Here is a 16,730-nt window from a genome sequence, read left to right on the forward strand (position 1 = left end):
CGCACTGTGTCCTCGCTTCCGGCATTCCACGTTAATGGTGTACAAACCCCCGCCGAGGCGCGAGGGTCGCCGTATCAGGCGGGCCGGGGGTACAGGACCGTGCGCTCGGCCGCCGACCACGCCGTGCTGACCAGCAGGTACAGCCCCGCCGCGAGCGGCAGGAAGGCGGCCGCGAGAACGGTGCCGAACGGCAGCAGGCGGAGCACCCGCGGCCGCACGGTGTCGTCCATGCGCCGCCAGGTCACCCAGGCGACCACCGCCAGCAGCGCGAACAGCCCGGCGAAGACCAGGACGGGCACGCTGAACGGCCCGCTCGCCGCCAGCACGGCGGCGAAGTGGTCGCCGAGCGGCACGCCGAGGGCGCTCTGCGCGAGCAGCAGGTTCGGATGGCCCGCGATCGTCGCCGAGACGAAGACGCGGTAGGTCACCATGAAGAACGGCGCCTGGGCGAGGCCGGGCAGGAGGCCGGCGAACATCGAGGTCCCCTCGGCGGCGTACAGCTTCGAGGTCTCCCGCATGAGCCGCTCGGGGTCGCGGGCGTGCCGCTTGCGCAGCTTGTCCACCTGGGGCGCCAGGCGCAGGCGGGCCTTGTGCGCCTTCGCCTGCCGGAGGCTGAGCGGCACGAGCAGCAGGCGCACCGCGAGGGTGAACAGGACGATCGCCAGGACGGGGCCGGTGAGCGAGGTGATGGCGCTGATGAGCCGGTAAGCGGGGTCGATGACGGCGTCGAACATGGAAAAGCCCTTCGTCTGTGCGGACATGACACATTCGTCCGTGTGCGGACATGACGAAGCGCCCGTCCGGCGTCCGGCGGCGCCGGTGACGGACCGGCGGGCAGGACGCTAGACGGGCGCGGGGCCGGATGTAGGGGCCCTGGGCCTGGGACGGCCGGGTGCGGCGGGGTGGCTGAGCCGGACGAACACCGCGTGCCCGGCCTGCGGGCGGGTGCCTCCGGCCACCGCCACGGCGGGCCGCACGGCCGGGCGCGCGAGCGCCCAGGCGAACAGGACCAGAGTGACGACGCCCACCAGGCCGGCCGTCGCCAGCGTCCCCGGGCCCGTCTGACCGGCCAGGAGCTGTGCGAGGAGCGCGACGGTGGCGTGGAAGGCGGTCATGTCACTTCGAGAGCTTGCCCATCACGGTGACCGCCGCCATGGCGACGGCGCCGATCACGGCGATGATCAGGAAGATCTTCAGGATGCCGGTGATGAGCGGGATGAGGAGCCCGAACACTACATAGAGTGCTAGGAGGACTCCGAGGATGGTGAGCACGATGCGGGCCATATCCAGAAGGTACGTCGCACCGGGCCCGGCCGCGAGTCCTCCGCGATCTTTCCCCTGATCGTGACCTTCCGGGCGACCCGTGGCCCGGCCCGCGGCTCTTACGAAGTGATGACGAGAGTCGTGGCGCCGGCCCGATCGGATCTACCGTGAGGTGTCATTGTCCGCAGGGGAGCGGCCCGATTCGCGGTGCCGTCCGTTGTGCCGGTTTCAAAGAAGTCCAGGAAGCTCTTTCGGCCATTCCGGGTGCTTTATGGAAGTAAAATGTGACAAATTGGGCGAGGTGGGGGGCTGATGACGAGCACCGCTTCGGCGCCTCGCATCCTCGTCGTGGACGACGACCCGATGGTGGCCGAGGTCGTCGTGAAGTACCTGCAACGCGACGGGCACATCGTCGAGAGCGTCGGAGACGGGGCCGAGGCGCTGCGCAGGGCGCTCGCCGACCCGCCCGACCTGCTCGTCCTCGACCTCATGCTCCCCGGCATGGACGGCCTGCAGATCTGCAAGAGACTGCGGGAACGCTGGCCGGTCCCGGTGATCATGCTGACCGCGCTCGGCGAGGAGATCGACCGCGTCGTCGGCCTGGAGACCGGAGCCGACGACTACGTCACCAAGCCCTTCAGCCCCCGCGAGCTGGCGCTGCGCGTCCAGTCGGTGCTGAGGCGCGCCCGCGGCGCCCTGGTCACGTCGGGCACCGGGGTGCTGCGCGACGGCGATCTGCTCGTCGACGTGGGCGCCCACGAGGTGCGCCTGCGCGAGCGCGAGATCACCCTCACCGCCCGCGAGTTCGACCTGCTCGCCTACCTCATGCGCAACCCGCGCCAGGCTTTCAGCCGCGCCGCCCTGCTCGACCAGGTGTGGGGCTGGTCGTTCGGCGACACCTCCACGGTCACCGTCCACGTCCGCCGGCTTCGCGAGAAGATCGAACCGGACCCCGCCGCGCCCCGCCGCATCGTCACCGTGTGGGGCGTCGGATACCGATACGAACCCGTCGACGGCGACCCCGCGGAGGAGAGCCGGTGATCCTCGAGATCGTCGCCGTCACGGGTGGCCTGGGACTGCTGATCGCCGGCCTGGGCATGGCGATCCTGCGGCTGCTGCGCGGCCGGTCGATCGGCGTCATGCTGGCCGTGGTGGCGGTCGTGACCGTGGCCGCCACGCTCGCCGGAGTGGTCGCGATCACCATCGAGATGATCATCGACGGTCATCCCAAGAACGTCGTGCTCACCGTCGTCGCCGTCGCCGGGCTCGTGGGGCTCGGCGTCGCCCTGGCGGTCGCCCGGCAGGTCGTCGCTGCCAGCAGGAAGCTGGTCGCCGCCGTGGAGGCCGTGACCGCCTCCCGCGACTACATCCCGCCCGCCGGTCCCCTCCCCGCCGAGCTCACGACCATCTCCGAGGCCCTGGACCAGGCCTACGGGCGGCTGCGTGAAGGGCGCGAGCGGGAGAGGGCCCTGGAGGGGGCGCGGCGCGAACTGGTCGCCTGGGTCAGCCACGACCTGCGCACCCCGCTCGCGGGCATGCGCGCCATGGTTGAGGCGCTCGAGGACGGCGTCGTCGCGGACGCGGGCACCGTGCGCCGCTACCACAACCAGATCAGGCACGAGGTCGACCGGCTGTCGCACATGGTGGACGACCTGTTCGAGCTCTCGCGGATCCACGCCGGCACACTGCGGCTCTCGCCGCGCCGCGTCGGCGTCGGCGACCTGGTGGCCGACGCGCTCGCGGGCGTGGAGGCCCTGGCCAAGGCCAAGGGAGTGCGCCTGACCGGCGAGGCCGGGCACGTCCTGCCCGTCTACGCCGACGCGGACGAACTGGGACGCGCCTTGCGCAACCTCGTGGTCAACGCCATCAGGCACACGCCGGAGGACGGCGCGGTGGTCGTGCGGGTGGAGGCCGACGAGCGCATCGTGCGGCTGTCGGTGGCCGACTGCTGCGGCGGCATCCCGGAGGAGGACCTGGCGCGGGTCTTCGACGTGGCCTTCCGCGGCGAGGCCGCGCGCACCCCGGGCCCGGACGGAGGCGCGGGCCTCGGGCTCGCCATCGCCCGCGGCATCGTGGAGGCGCACGAGGGCGCCATCGACGTCGTCAACGAGGGACCGGGCTGCCGCTTCGAGATCAGGCTGCCCATATCGGAAGCGGCGACCTGACCGAAACCCGCGACCGACGCCGCCGTCACCGGCTCGCGGTCACGGGACGGCCCGCCGAGGCGGCGCCGAGAAGGCCGGGCGCGGCGCCGCTGAGCAGGCCGGCCACGGGCACGTCGTGACGGGCGCCGGCGGCCGCGTCGCCGGACGCGGCGAGGTCACCCCGCGGGACGGCGAGCGGCAACGACTCCAGCGCCTCCGACATGGCGCGGAACGTCGGGCACGGCCAGCGCCACATGCAGCTCCTGCAGCGCAGGATCGGATGGGCGGCGTCGCTGGTGATGCCGCCGGCGTCACGGGGCTGGTGCAGGTCGAGCAGGCGCAGGCCCAGCCCGGCGAAGCAGATCAGCTCTTCGCGCGCCGCCATGAGCAGGTCGAGGTCGTCGACCGTGAGCCGCGTCTTGATCGGGACGTAACCGTCCCGGTTGAGCAGCGACTGCAACGGAAGCGCGGCGGCCCCCCAGGCGCGCGCCCTGTCAGTGCGCGCGAGGATGCCTTCCAGCCGCTCGCGCATGCTCATTCGCTGGGGATCTTCGGGTATCTCACTGTTCATCGGCGCTGTCGGGCCCGTCACACTCCACGCCCGTCCCTCCTTCTCGAAGTGACGACCGGATGCGGAGGTTCCGGGCCTCCCCCCCTTCCGGCCGAGCCGGTGTCGCATAGCGTTAAGCTTTGCGTACGGAGCGTTTTCGTGAGACCGAAACGGGGAACAAAGGGCGGACGACTCTTCGGTTATCGCGGTAGAGCGTGACCCGGGGCCGGTACGGCGCTAGTGTGCCCGCTGTGGAGCTCAAGGTCTCGACTCGATCACATGCCGGACACGCCATCCTGACGGTCGTCGGCGAAATCGACCTATATACCGCGCCTCGTCTCCAGGCGGAGTTCAGCCGCCTGCTGGAGACCGGGCCCGACCGGGTCGTCATAGACATGTCCGGCGTGGAGTTCTGCGACTCCACCGGCATGAACGTCCTGCTGTCCGCGCTCAAGAGGATGCGAGAACGCGGCGGCGTGCTGGAGGTGGCCTCGCCGCGTCCCGCCGTCCGCAAGATCCTCCAGGTGACGGGCCTGGATTCGGTGTTCACCGTCCACGACACGATCCCCGCCGAACTGCTCACGGCCGAGCACCCCGGCTGACCGCGTCGTCACCTCACCCGCCGCCCGGACATCCAGGACGGACGGCGGTTCAGGCACGCGCCGACCCCGGCGACCGGCGCGACCGGGCGCCGGACGACCGTCACGGCAGGCGAGCCTCGCGCCGGATCACCGTTACGGCCCGGCGGCGAGTCTCGGGCCGGTCTCGATTCGGTGCTAGCGTCGGTCGATCGTCACAAGGCAGCCGACCGGACGAGGAGCGATGAGCGACGCATCCGCACATCCAGACACAGCGGTGATCATCCCGGCCAAGGACGAGGCCGACCGCATCGGCGCCACAGTGACCGCCGCGCTGGCCATCCCGGGCGTCGATCTCGTCGTGGTCGTGGACGACGGCTCGATCGACGCCACGGGCCGGGTGGCCAAGGCGGCGGGCGCGCGCGTCGTCCGCCACAGTCGCAATCGCGGCAAGGCCGCCGCCATGGAGAGCGGCGCCGAGGCGGTGCGCCTCCTCGACGAGCAGCGGTCCCGGCACCTGCTCTTCCTGGACGCCGACCTCGCCGAGACCGCGGGCCGCGCCGCGCCGCTGATCGGGCCGGTCCGGGACGGCTCCGCCGACATGACCATCGCCAGGTTCGTCACCCGGGTCAAGCTCGGCGGCCACGGCTTCGTCGTCCGGCTCGCCCGCGAGGGCATCAAGCGGGCCTCGGGCTGGGAGGCCGGACAGCCGCTCAACGGGCAGCGATGCCTCACCAGAGCGGCCTTCGAAGCGGCCCGCCCGCTGGCCCGCGGGTTCGGGGTCGAGACCGGCCTCACGATCGACCTGGTGCGCAAGGGCTTCCGGGTCGTCGAGGTCGAGGTCGAGATGTCCCACCGGGCGACCGGCACCGACTGGCGCGCGCAACTCCACCGCGCCCGCCAGTTCCGGGACGTCGCGCTCGCCATCGCCGTGCGCGAGAAGGTCGTCACCGACATCAGAGGCGCGGTGCGCGGCTCCCGCTGACGAGGGGCGCGCATCCGGCGGGCCGCTCCCGCTGATGTCGGGCTCGCGTCCGGCGGGCCGCTCTCGCTGATGTGGGTTCGCGTCCGGCGAATCGCTCCCGTGAGGCCGGCGTGGCGCGGGCGGCGTCGCGGATGTGCTGGAATCGTGCGGTGAATCGGGGTGGGCCGGCGGGCCATGAACGCTGGGCGGTCGTCGCGGTCGGGGGCGCGGCGCTCAGCGTCCTCGTCACGATCGCCATCGGCGTTCTCGGGCCCTCGGCCGTGGTGCCGCCGCTTCCCGGGCCCGCATGGCAGCCGCCCTACTTCCTGGACATCAGGCCCGACGGCCACCTGGTCATCGCCATGGAGGCCGCGGCCATCGCGCTGGGCGCCGCGGGCCTCGCAGGCGGGCTGCTCGCCATGCGGCGCGGCTGGGCTCCCGACCCGCGATGGACGCTGCTCGCCGGATGCCTGGCCGCCGCGGTGCTGGCCTTCCTGCCGCCCTCCGGCTCGGCCGACCACCTGAACTACGCGGCCTACGGCCGGATGGCCGTCCTCGGGCATGACCCGTACGTGCTGGGCGCGAACGCCCTGCCGGGCGACCCCGTGGCGGAGGCGGTGGAGCTTCCCTGGGAGGAGGAGCCCAGCGTCTACGGGCCGGTGGCCACGGCCGTGCAGGCGCTGGCCGCCCTCGCCGGAGGCGGGTCGGTGCGGCTGACGGTGTTCGTTCTCGCCGCCGTCAACGCGGCGGCCTTCGTCGCGACGGCGTGGCTGCTGCACCGGCAGGCGCGCGGCGACCGGCCGCGGCAGGCGCGCGCGGCACTGCTGTGGGCGGCCAACCCGCTCGTGATCTATCAGCTGGTCGCCGGCATGCACGTCGACACGCTCGCCATCGCGCTGGTCGTGGCGGCGCTGGCCGCCGGCGCGAGCGGGCGCCGGTGGGCGGCCGGGCCGCTCCTGGGCCTGGGCATCGCCGTCAAGGCCAACGCCGGCCTGGTCGCCCTCGGCCCGGCGTGGGCGCTGCGGCTCCGGCCGAGGTCGCTCGCGGTCGTGGCGGGCACGGCGACGGCGACCGTCCTCGCGGCGTACGCCCTGGCCGGTCCGCACGCGCTCGACCCGGTGCTGCACGCCAGCAAGTCGATCTCGTGGGCCACCCCGTGGCATCTGGTGCAGAGCGGCCTGCAGGCGCTCCTCGGGCCCGGGGCGTACCGCGTCTGGATCCAGCTGGGGTCCATGGCGCTCCTCGTGCTGCTCGCCGTGGCGCTGGCGCGGGCCTTGAGAGAGCCGTACGGCCTGACCGGCGGCGTCCCGGCTCGCGCGACGGGCACGCCCGCCGAGGGCGGCTGGTGGCCGGCCCTCCGTGCGGCGTTCCGGCCGGACGCCGGAGATCCGCCGGACGCCGAACATCGCTCAGGCGCCGGAGGTCCGCCGGGTGCCGGACGGCGATTCGGAGGCGGGAACCGGCCGGGCGCCGGGCGAGGACCAGAGGCCGGGAACCGGCCGGGCGGCGGCTTCGGGCCGGCGGCGGGGGCCGCCGCCGTGGCCGTGGCCGCCTGGCTCTTCGCCACCCCGTACGCTCTGCCGTGGTACGACGGGCTCGCGTTCGCGCTGCTCGCCGCACTCCCGGCCAGTGCCCTGGACGGCTTCATGGTCGCCCGGCTGGGCGTGCTCTCGGCGGCCTACCTGCCGGCCCGCCAGGAGTTCCAGCCGGATGACCTGCACCACCTGCTGGTCATGGTGCTGCGGTCCCAGGTGGTGCCGTGGATCTTGCTGGCGCTGACGGCCGCTCTGGCGTGGTGGGCCCTGACCTCTGGAGCGCGCGGATCGACGCGGCGAGGGTCAGCGGCACCGCCACCGTGAGCGCCATCGCCGGGATCGCGATGCCCGAGTCGTTCACCAGGAACCCGGCCAGCGCCGTGGTGAGCACGCCGAACAACCCCGCCCGCAACGCCGGAGCCTGCGCGTAGGCCAGCCCGAGCGCCGAGGCGCCCCACCGCGACGGCCTGGCCAGCACCAGGAAGAGGAAGGCCAGGGCGGCGAGCGACAGCGCGGTCAGCTGCCAGTTGCCGAGGGTGCCGAGCATGGCGCCGATCTTGCGGCCGACCACCGGCAGCGCCTCGCCGTCGGCCACCTGCTGGACGAAGGCCCCGAGGTGGGTGCGCTGGTCGACGGGCCGCAGCCAGTCGGCCACCGCTATCAGGCCGACCAGCACCGCTCCGGAGGCGGCGACGGCCGCCAGCCTGACCACCGTGATCCGCCGGCCGGACAGGAGCATCATGAACACGGCGAACCCCAGCACGAACGCCGGGACCCCGCCGAAGTCGGCGCCCCATCCCGGCCACCCGTCCGCGAAGATCGCCAGCAGCCCGTACGCGAGGCAGACGGCCAGGGCGAGCGTGCGCCGGCCCCGTTCGGCCAGCGCCTGGGCCACGCCCGTGAGCGCGAGGACCGTGCCGGTCGCGTACACCGCGAAGGCGATGTTGCTGAATCCGTAGAACCGGCCGCCGGTCACCGGCTCGTACCCGGTGACCGCGTTGACCTGGAGCCGTGACCCGGTCACCACGTCGATCAGCAGAGCGAGGGAGGTGACCGCGGCCACGACCGTGAGCGGGCCGAGCGGGTGGGCCCGCCAGGGGCCGGCGAACGCCAGAGCGGCCAGCAGGCCTGTGAAGCCGACGATCGTCAGGATCAGGGCGGCCATCGGGTGGCCGACGCTCCACCACGGCACGAGCTGCGCGAGGAAGGTCGACACGGCGACGGCGCCGCTCACGACGGCCGTGATCTGCGTGGCGACCGGCACCCACCAAGCCCGGCCGCCCAAGCCGCGACCCTCGCCCGCACCGGCGCCCGCCTGGGCGAGGACCTCGGCCGTACCGTCGCCCGCCGCCGCGGGAGTCTCGGCCGTACCGTCGCCCGCCGCCGCGGGAGTCTCGGCCGTAGCGGCGCCAGCCTCGCGGGAGCCGGGCCAGCGGCGGCGCATGGCCAGGGCGGCAAGCCCGTAGAAGAGAAGCTGGACGGAGACGAACACCGCGAAGAACGGCGCGCGGACCTCGACCAGCACCCGGCTGGCGAGGTCGGTGTCCGCCAGTTCAGTGACGGTCTCGGAGATGTCGGCCGGCGCGGGACCGCCTGACGCCCAGGGACGTCCCACGGCTCCTTCGGGCACGGGAGTCCGGAGCAGGCGCAGAACGGTCGTGGTGACGTCGGTGACCGCCACCAGGGCGTCCTGGCGGGTCGAGGCGGCGGTGAGGTGACCGTGACGGTACGGATCTCCCTCTGGGGACGGCCCCCGGGCGATGGCCACGTGGAGGTGGGCGGTGGTCGAGGCGTCGGACAGGCCCGCGACCAGGATGGTCGCGGCGGGGTCGGCGAGGGGGAGGATGCGGCCGATCTCGCGGTCGGCGGCGGCCGCGGCCCGGGCGCGGGCTTCGGCGGTCAGATCTCGGGCGGGGGCGTTCGCGGAGGCCGGCGGCGCCGTGATCCAGGCGCGGGCCAGGTCGTCCACGTCGGCGATGACGAGGTTGTACCGGCGCAGGTCGCCGCCTGCCTCCGCCTTGTCGACATATTGCTGGATGTTGCCTGACTTGTCGGCCGCGGCGAGCGCCGCTCCCGGGCCGACGGCGGCAACGGTGCCTCCGGCGTCGCGTACGGCCTGACCCAGCGACCCGATCGTCGCGCGGTAGGACGTGGCGGCGTTGAACGACGCCAGCTCGGACCAGCCGGGCACGGTCGCCGAGCCGCCGGAGCGCGCCTGGGGGACCGGCGGGAGGGCGCACTCGCTCGCCGCCGACCCGGCCCGCTTGCCCGCCGACACCGTCAGCCACCCCGCGACCGGGCACGTGCTCGCGCGGTCGGGCCGGGGATAGGCGCGGGTCGACATCGACGCCGACGCGCTGTCGCCGGTCAGCGCCCACAGGTTCGGCGTGCCACTCTGGCTGAGGTCCGCCCATCGCAGTCCGGGCACCCCCAGCAGGACCACATGCCCGGCGGCTCTCCGAAGGACCCCGTCGGCGCTTCCGCCGGACCGCGCGTTCGCCGTCCCGATGGCATCCGCGTTCGCCGTCCCGGTGGCCAGGACGGCGAGCGTCGCGGCGCAGAGCGCCGCGAGACCACTCAGGAGCCGCCGAGCCCACCGCCGGTTCACAGGCGCGCGGGCTCCCTGGACGGTCTCTCGCATGTCCAACGGGAACCTCCTCCCCCCTGTGACGACCGGCTTCGCCCTGCAAACCATAGCCAGAACCCAGACCCCTCTTTCCCGGGCTCGACCCCGCCCTCGCCCACAGGTCCGCCTCGCGTCCTTCCCCTCCACGACCGACCCGCCACGGCCCTCCCCGGCCGATGCCAGGGCCCCTCACTGACGACGCCAGGGCCGCATCCCCGAGTCAGGTCCGTTTCGCCCGCCGGCGGGCTCCGTCCGGGACCGCGCGGTCGGCGGGGGTTCGGGTAAAGGGGGTAGCCTGCCACGTCGTGAGGACTGGTGGCGGGCGCGAGGCCGGGCGGTGGTGGGCGTGGCCCGTCGCCTTGCTGATCATCGGCGTGGCCGCGGTCCCGCTCGTGAGCCACTGGCTGGCCAACCCCGCCGACCAGCGTCTCGTCGACCTGGACGTCTACCGCACGGGCGGCGAGAGCCTGCTGCGCGGGCTGCCCGTCTACGACGCGATCACCCCCGCGCCGCAGTTGCTGCCGTTCACCTACCCGCCGATCGCGGCGCTGCTGGCGGCACCGCTGGCCATGATGTCGTGGCCGGCGGCCCAGTGGGTGTGGACGGCCGGCGTGCTGGCCTGTCTGGGGGTCACCACCTGGTTCGCCTTCCGCGACCTCCTCGCGCGCCTGCGGCCCGCCTGGGCGGCGCCGGTGGCCTTCGGCGCGCTGGCGGCGGCACTGCTGTACATGATGCCTCTGCGGGACCAGATCCGGTTCGGGCAGGTGGACATCCTGCTGGTCATGCTGTGCCTGGTGGACTGCGTCGCGCGCCGGCCGTGGTGGCCGCGCGGCATGCTGATCGGGCTCGCCACGGCGGTCAAGCTCACCCCCGGCGTCTTCCTGATATATCTGCTCATCACCGGGTTCGGGAGTGACGCCGTGCCGGAGCAGCGCAGGGCGTTCTCCATGGCGGCCTTCACCGCCGGACTGCTGACGGTGCTGCCGTTCCTGGTGATCCCGCACGACGCCGCGTCCTTCTGGTTCTCGGCCCTGCTCGACGCCGACCGCGTCGGGGCCAACAACGCCACCACCAACCAGTCCATCCGCGGGATGCTGCTGCGTCTCTACCTGCCGGGGTGGCTCACCTCGCTGATCTGGCTCGCGCTGGTGGCCGTGGTGGCCTGGTACGGCTTCCGCGCCGCCCGCGAGGCCCTGCTCCGGGGCGACCGGATGACCGCGGTCGCGCTGACGAGCCTGATGGCCGTGCTCGTCTCACCGGTCGCGTGGATCCACCACTTCGCCTGGCTCGTGGTCGTGCTCGCCGCGCTCACCGGCCGCGCTCTCGACGGCTCCGGCGCAGGACGGCCGGACCGCGGCTCCGGCGTGGGATGGCCGGATCGCTTGACCCGCTTCGCCGTCCCGGCGGCCGTCTGGCTGTACTACGTGCTGCCGATCCCCTGGTGGGGGGTCTCGCTGCGCGCCGCCGAGATCCCGGTGCTCAGCCCGGTAGCCGGGCGCGTCGTCCAGGACGCCTTCGGGCTCGGCGGCGCCGGCCTGGTGTGGCTGCTCGCCCGCCGCCCCCGGCGCGGGCGCTTCCCGGTGAGCCTTGGGGAGCAACCGGTAAATATGCAGGGTGGGCGGTGACGGGCGGCAGGTAGCCTTCTGGTATGCCGAAACTCGCCTACCTCGGGCCGCAGGGCACGTTCTGCGAAGCCGCCCTGCGCATCCTCGTGCCCGATGCCGAGCGCCTGCCCTGCGCCAACGTGACGGCGGCGCTCGACGCGGCGCGCTCAGGCGAGGCCGACGCGGCCGTCGTCCCTCTGGAGAACTCCGTCGAGGGCGCGATCACGGTCACGCTGGACGAGCTGGCCTGGGGCGACCCGCTGATGATCACCGCCGAGCTGCTGCTGCCGGTCGAGTTCTCGCTGCTGGTGCGGCCCGGCACCGAGATGGCGCACATCAAGCGGGTGTACACCCATCCGGCGGCGATCACCCAGTGCCGCAACTTCCTGGCCCGCGAGCTGCCCGACGCCGTGGTGGTCGCCGCGCCGTCGACGGCCGCCGCCGCGCTCGAGGTCTCCATGGAGGACTCCCCGTACGACGCGGCCATCGGCCCGGCGATCGCCGGCGAGCACTACGGCCTCACCGAGCTGGCCTCGCGCATGGGCGACCGTGACGACACCGTCACCCGCTTCGTCCAGGTGTCGCGGCCGGGGCCGCCGCCCGAGCCCACCGGGGCCGACCGGACGTCCCTGGTCGCCTTCCTGCGGGACGACCACCCGGGCGCGCTGCTCGAGATGCTGAGCGAGTTCGCCGTGCGCGGGGTCAACCTGACGCGCATCGAGTCGCGGCCGACCGGCGACGGCATCGGGCGCTATTTTTTCCACTTCGACGCCGAGGGCCACGTCGGCGAGGCCCGGGTCGGCGAGGCGCTGTCCGGTCTGCACCGGCTCTGCGCCGACGTGCGCTTCCTGGGCAGCTATCCGCGGGCCGACCGCATCTCGCCCCAGCTCAAGCCGGGCACCTCAGAGTCCGACTTCACCGAGGCCGCCGGTTGGATCGACAAGATCCGCAGCGGCCGGGGGTGACGACGGGCCTGGTGGGGGGCCGGGCCGGGCGGCGCCGACCACCTCCGGGGGCGATAGACGCGCGAGCGCGGCTCCGACATCGGTAGCCTTTGTCACGTGATTGACCTGCGTACCCTTCGTGAGGACCCCGACCGGCTACGGGCGTCGCAGCGTGCCCGCGGTGAGGACGACTCCGTCGTCGACACGCTGCTCGACCTGGATGAGCGCCGCAGAAGCGCGCTGACCGCATATGAGTCTCTGCGCGCCGAGCAGAAGAGCGTCGGCAAGTCGGTCTCCTCGTCCTCCGGCGACGAGAGGGCCGCGTTCCTGGCGCGCGCCAAAGATCTCGCCGGCGGCGTGAAGGGGGCGGAGGCCGAGGCCGAGAAGCTCGCCAAGGAGCTCGACGAGCTGCTGATGGCCGTGCCCAACATCATCGAACAGGCCCCTCCCGGCGGCGAGGACGATTACGTCGTGCTGGAGGAGGTCGGGCGCAAGCCCGAGTTCGACTTCACGCCGCGCGACCACCTCGAGCTCGGCGAGCTGCTGGGCGCGATCGACACCGAGCGCGGCGCCAAGGTCTCAGGGGCGAGGTTCTTCTTCCTGACCGGCGTCGGCGCGCGGCTCCAGCTCGGCCTGCTCAACATGGCCATGCAGCAGGCCATCGAGGTCGGCTTCACGCCCATGATCACTCCGGTGCTGCTCAAGCCCGAGGCGATGGCCGGCACGGGCTTCCTGGGCTCGCACGCCTCCGAGGTGTACCGCCTGGAGGCCGACGACCTCTACCTGGTCGGCACCTCCGAGGCGCCCATGGCCGCCTACCACTGGAACGAGATCCTCGACGGCGGCTCGCTGCCGAGGCGCTACGCCGGGTGGTCCTCCTGCTTCCGCCGCGAGGCCGGCTCGTACGGCAAGGACACGCGCGGCATCATCCGGGTCCACCAGTTCGACAAGGTCGAGATGTTCTCCTACTGCCGTCCCGAGGACGCCGCGCAGGAGCACGCCCGCCTGCTCGCCTGGGAGAAGGAGATGCTCGCCAAGGCCGAGCTGCCGTACCGGGTGATCGACACCGCGGCGGGCGATCTCGGGGCCAGCGCCGCCAGGAAGTTCGACTGCGAGGCCTGGCTGCCCACGCAGAACCGCTACCTGGAGCTGACCTCGACGTCCAACTGCACCGAGTTCCAGGCCAGGCGGCTCGCCGTGCGCTACAGGGACACCGACGAGAAGCCCCGGCACGTCGCCACCCTCAACGGCACCCTGGCGACCACACGGTGGATCGTGGCCATCCTGGAGAACCACCAGCGGGCCGACGGCTCGGTGGTGGTGCCGGAGGCGATGCGGCCGTATGTCGGGCTGGACGTCCTGGAACCGCTCAAGTAGTCCTGGCCGGTCAAGTCGGTCCCGGTCGGTCAAGTCAGGCCTGGCCGGTCAAGTCGACGTTTCCCGCTAAGTAAGCCGCTTATCCCTTAATGGGGATAAGCGGCTTACTCTCATGCTGTCTGAGATGTTTGTCCGCTTTGTCAGGAACCGTTAGGTTCCATCAGGGGCGCCGGGTCAGAGAGACACGAAGGCGGGGCTCGCCTGACGCGAACCCCGCCTTCTGTGTGTCAGTGGTCAGACGGCGCGTACCTGCGACGCCTGCGGGCCCTTTTGTCCCTGCGTGACCTCGAACTCGACGCGCTGGCCGTCTTCGAGGCTGCGGTAGCCGTTGCCGACGATCTCGGAGAAGTGCACGAAGACATCCGGAGCGTCACCGTCCGGCGCGATGAATCCGTAGCCCTTCTCGGCGTTGAACCACTTGACGGTTCCCTGAGCCATTAAAGCTCTCCCTGCAATTGATCTTGGGGTTCACACCTCGCGAACCCCGGGTTGTGTCGCACAGCTTCCCGGGGCCGCTCAGACAGTCAAGCTGGTTCTGCACATCGGGTTCAGCTAATACAACGCCACCACATCTAACACCATCAGGGGGCCTTTGTTCCCCCCTCCCGGCGAGATTCTTTTACTCCCTGGGCTGACAGCAGGGCTCCGGTTGGCACAGGGCAAACTAGAGCTTGTTATGGCCAGCCCCAGACTCGTCGCCACCGACCTGGACGGAACCGCCCTGCGCTCGGACGGCACCGTCTCGCCCCGCACCGCTGCCGCCTTCGCGCGCGTCGAGCAGGCGGGCGCGACGCTCGTGTTCGTCACCGGCAGGCCGCCCCGCTGGATGGGCAACGTGGCCGGGACGGTGCGCAACCGCGGGCTCGCCATCTGCGCCAACGGAGCGCTCCTGTACGACCTGCACACCGAGAGCATCGTCGAGTCGCATCTCATCGAGCCCGGGGTGCTCTCAGAGGCGGTCGGCCGGCTGAAAGATCGCGTCCCGGGGCTGAGCTTCTCCGTGGAGTACGAAGGGGGCTTCGCCCATGAGAGCGACTTCCGGCTCGGCGGCTGGGACAGCAGAGAGCTCTCAGGGCTCCGCGTAGGCGTCTCCGGGCTGACCTCCCGGCCGTGCGCCAAACTCCTGGCGTTCCATCGCACGATGGAACCCGACATCCTCCACGCGCTCGTCGACGAGGTCGTGGGCGATCTGCTCACCGCCACGCACTCGAGCGGCCGGGCGCTGATCGAGATGAGCGCCCAGGGGGTGACCAAGGCGAGCGCGCTCGCCACCCTGGCCGAGCACCACCTCGTCGGCGCGGCGGAGGTCGTCGCGTTCGGGGACATGCCGAACGACCTGCCGATGCTGGGCTGGGCCGGCACCTCTTACGCCGTGGCCAACGCCCACCCCGACGTGCTGGCCGCCGTCACTCACGTCACGGCGGCCAACGACGACGACGGCGTCGCGATCGTCCTGGAGAAGCTGTACGGCGGCTGACCGCGCCGCGCGGCCGGCCGGCTTCCTTCAGGGCTCGCCGGCCTTTGTGAGCAGGGACCTACAGGTAGGGGCCCGAACCGCGGTGCGGCTGGTGGTCGTCCGTGGGCACGGCGCCGGACATGCCGCCGGGCAGGGCGCGGCGCATCTGCTCTAGCTGGGCCCGCGCGGCCATCTGCTGGGCGAACAAGGTGGTCTGGATCCCGTGGAAGAGGCCCTCGAGCCAGCCGACGAGCTGCGCGTGCGCCACCCGGAGCTCGGCGTCGCTGGGAGGGCTGTCGTCGCCCGTGAACGGCAGCGTGAGCCGCTCAAGCTCGTCCACCAGCTCGGGCGCCAGGCCGTCCTCCAGCTCCTTGATGGAGCTCTGGTGGATGTCCTTCAGGCGCTTGCGGCTCGCCTCGTCCAGGGGGGCGGCGCGGACCTCCTCCAGCAGCTGGCGGATCATGCTGCCGATGCGCATCACCTTGGCGGGCTGCTCCACCAGCTCGGCGACCGAGCGCTCTTCCTGCTGCTCGCCGCCGTCACCCTCGGCCGAAAGGCCGTTGGGGCCCACGACCACGATGTGCGGGGTGCTCTCCTCAGCATTCATGTCATTCAACCTAGCTCACCTGGCCAACAGGACTTTGCCGATGTGCTCCCCAGATTCGAGCATGCGATGGGCCCCCGCCGCATCGGCCATGGGGACGATCTCGTGGACGACGGGCCGGACTGAGCCGGCGCTCACCAGAGGCCACACGTTCTCGCCGACCCCCCGGACGATCACGCCCTTCTCGGCGACCGTGCGGGTGCGCAGGCCCGTCGCGTGGATGGAGGCGCGCTTGCCCAGCAGCATGCCCAGGTCGAGCTCGCCCTTGGCACCGCCCTGGAGCCCGATCACCACCAGCCGGCCGCCGGGGGCGAGCGCGGAGATGTTCCTGCCGAGGTACTTCGCGCCGATGATGTCGAGGATGACGTCGGCCTGGACCTTGTCGGCGAAGTCCTCCTCCCGGTAGTCGATCGCCTCGTCGGCCCCGAGCTCCAGGCACCGCGCGGCCTTGGCGGCGGAGCCGACAGTGACGACGACGCGCGAGCCGAAGGCCTTGGCGAGCTGGACGGCGAAGGTGCCGATGCCGCTGGCGCCGCCGTGGACGAGCAGCGTCTCTCCGCGCCTCAGCCTGCCCACCATGAAGACGTTGGACCACACGGTGCACGCCACCTCCGGGAGCGCGGCGGCCTCCACCAGCGAGACGCCCGCCGGCGCCGGCAGCACCTGCTCCCACGGGACGGCGACCTTCTCCGCGTAGCCGCCGCCGGCGAGCAGGGCGCAGACCTCGTCGCCCGGCTTGAACGCCTCGACGTCCTCGCCGACCTCGGCGACGACTCCGGAGCACTCAAGGCCCGGCAGCTCGGACGCTCCGGGCGGGGGCGGGTAATACCCTTGCCGCTGCAGGAGGTCGGCGCGGTTCAGGCCCGCGGCGGCGACCTCGATCAGCACTTCGCCTCGTGCGGGGCGAGGATCTGGGACCTCCTGCCACTCCAGCACCTCAGGTCCACCAGGCCGGGAAATGACTATCGCGTGCATGTGACCAAACTATCCGGGTAGCCAAGTCGGCGGTTGACCGCGTTCGTCGTGGTAGAGGGCGGTAATCTTCTTTCTGTTTGCTGCCCCTTTAGCCCAGTCCCGAGGGGGAA

General features: G+C 72.3%; 16 protein-coding genes. 9 read left to right on the forward strand and 7 right to left on the reverse strand.

Translation table 11 applies throughout. The features are described from left to right. Positions 1 to 74: 74 nt before the first annotated feature. The 3 genes from ACFO60_RS09475 to ACFO60_RS09485 all read right to left on the reverse strand — a co-directional run bounded on the left by ACFO60_RS09475 (position 75) and on the right by ACFO60_RS09485 (position 1,284). Positions 75 to 761 (reverse strand): YidC/Oxa1 family membrane protein insertase, encoded by a 687-nt coding sequence (locus ACFO60_RS09475; RefSeq protein ID WP_380839205.1) that lies wholly within the window; start codon positions 759 to 761, stop codon positions 75 to 77. 81 nt (positions 762 to 842) lie between these two features. Then, complete coding sequence (locus ACFO60_RS09480) at positions 843 to 1,115, reverse strand: DUF6412 domain-containing protein (RefSeq protein WP_380839207.1); 273 nt, start codon at positions 1,113 to 1,115, stop codon at positions 843 to 845. A 1-nt stretch (position 1,116) separates the two neighbouring features. Further along, positions 1,117 to 1,284: a hypothetical protein gene (locus tag ACFO60_RS09485; protein ID WP_380839209.1), complete on the reverse strand. Its 168-nt coding sequence runs from the start codon at positions 1,282 to 1,284 to the stop codon at positions 1,117 to 1,119. A gap of 291 nt (positions 1,285 to 1,575) precedes the next feature. Between ACFO60_RS09485 and ACFO60_RS09490 the strand changes: the two genes are divergently transcribed. Together ACFO60_RS09490 and ACFO60_RS09495 are read left to right on the forward strand one after the other, a co-directional pair. Continuing rightward, a complete protein-coding gene (locus ACFO60_RS09490) occupies positions 1,576 to 2,304 on the forward strand; it encodes a response regulator transcription factor (RefSeq protein ID WP_380839211.1) in 729 nt (242 codons plus the stop codon). After that, positions 2,301 to 3,428 (forward strand): sensor histidine kinase, encoded by a 1,128-nt coding sequence (locus ACFO60_RS09495; RefSeq protein WP_380839213.1) that lies wholly within the window; start codon positions 2,301 to 2,303, stop codon positions 3,426 to 3,428. Before ACFO60_RS09490 ends, ACFO60_RS09495 begins: the two co-directional genes overlap by 4 nt. A gap of 25 nt (positions 3,429 to 3,453) precedes the next feature. Here ACFO60_RS09495 and ACFO60_RS09500 read toward each other — a convergent pair whose 3' ends face one another. Next, positions 3,454 to 3,945, reverse strand: a complete 492-nt coding sequence (locus tag ACFO60_RS09500; protein ID WP_380839215.1) for a hypothetical protein — start codon at positions 3,943 to 3,945, stop codon at positions 3,454 to 3,456. 263 nt (positions 3,946 to 4,208) lie between these two features. Here ACFO60_RS09500 and ACFO60_RS09505 point away from each other — a divergent pair, with 263 nt between their 5' ends. From ACFO60_RS09505 to serS, 6 genes are all read left to right on the forward strand, one after another. Continuing rightward, on the forward strand, positions 4,209 to 4,559 hold the full coding sequence (locus ACFO60_RS09505; protein WP_380839217.1) for an STAS domain-containing protein: 351 nt from the start codon (positions 4,209 to 4,211) through the stop codon (positions 4,557 to 4,559). 220 nt (positions 4,560 to 4,779) lie between these two features. Beyond that, the gene (locus tag ACFO60_RS09510; protein WP_380839219.1) at positions 4,780 to 5,520 is read left to right on the forward strand and encodes a glycosyltransferase family 2 protein; all 741 of its coding nucleotides are present in this window, start codon (positions 4,780 to 4,782) and stop codon (positions 5,518 to 5,520) included. A gap of 149 nt (positions 5,521 to 5,669) precedes the next feature. Further along, on the forward strand, positions 5,670 to 7,358 hold the full coding sequence (gene mptB / locus ACFO60_RS09515) for a polyprenol phosphomannose-dependent alpha 1,6 mannosyltransferase MptB (protein ID WP_380839221.1): 1,689 nt from the start codon (positions 5,670 to 5,672) through the stop codon (positions 7,356 to 7,358). 2,607 nt (positions 7,359 to 9,965) lie between these two features. Next, positions 9,966 to 11,285 (forward strand): glycosyltransferase 87 family protein, encoded by a 1,320-nt coding sequence (locus tag ACFO60_RS09520; protein ID WP_380839223.1) that lies wholly within the window; start codon positions 9,966 to 9,968, stop codon positions 11,283 to 11,285. 23 nt (positions 11,286 to 11,308) lie between these two features. Then, positions 11,309 to 12,229, forward strand: coding sequence for a prephenate dehydratase (gene pheA, locus ACFO60_RS09525; protein WP_380839225.1), 921 nt, complete (start codon positions 11,309 to 11,311; stop codon positions 12,227 to 12,229). Positions 12,230 to 12,325: 96 nt separating this feature from the next. Then, positions 12,326 to 13,585, forward strand: coding sequence for a serine--tRNA ligase (serS, locus tag ACFO60_RS09530; protein ID WP_380839226.1), 1,260 nt, complete (start codon positions 12,326 to 12,328; stop codon positions 13,583 to 13,585). 234 nt (positions 13,586 to 13,819) lie between these two features. Here the strand turns inward: serS and ACFO60_RS09535 are convergent, their stop codons facing one another. Then, positions 13,820 to 14,023, reverse strand: coding sequence for a cold-shock protein (locus tag ACFO60_RS09535; RefSeq protein WP_189164413.1), 204 nt, complete (start codon positions 14,021 to 14,023; stop codon positions 13,820 to 13,822). Between the two features lie 238 nt (positions 14,024 to 14,261). Here ACFO60_RS09535 and ACFO60_RS09540 point away from each other — a divergent pair, with 238 nt between their 5' ends. Further along, positions 14,262 to 15,062: an HAD family hydrolase gene (locus ACFO60_RS09540; RefSeq protein WP_380839228.1), complete on the forward strand. Its 801-nt coding sequence runs from the start codon at positions 14,262 to 14,264 to the stop codon at positions 15,060 to 15,062. A gap of 58 nt (positions 15,063 to 15,120) precedes the next feature. Here ACFO60_RS09540 and ACFO60_RS09545 read toward each other — a convergent pair whose 3' ends face one another. Both ACFO60_RS09545 and ACFO60_RS09550 read right to left on the reverse strand, forming a co-directional pair. After that, on the reverse strand, positions 15,121 to 15,648 hold the full coding sequence (locus tag ACFO60_RS09545) for a bacterial proteasome activator family protein (RefSeq protein ID WP_380839230.1): 528 nt from the start codon (positions 15,646 to 15,648) through the stop codon (positions 15,121 to 15,123). 15 nt (positions 15,649 to 15,663) lie between these two features. After that, positions 15,664 to 16,620, reverse strand: a complete 957-nt coding sequence (locus ACFO60_RS09550; protein ID WP_380839232.1) for an NAD(P)H-quinone oxidoreductase — start codon at positions 16,618 to 16,620, stop codon at positions 15,664 to 15,666. Positions 16,621 to 16,730 lie beyond the last annotated feature (110 nt).

The sequence above is a fragment of the Sphaerisporangium dianthi genome (assembly GCF_042654065.1).
In the GTDB taxonomy this organism is placed as follows: Bacteria; Actinomycetota; Actinomycetes; order Streptosporangiales; family Streptosporangiaceae; genus Sphaerisporangium; species Sphaerisporangium dianthi.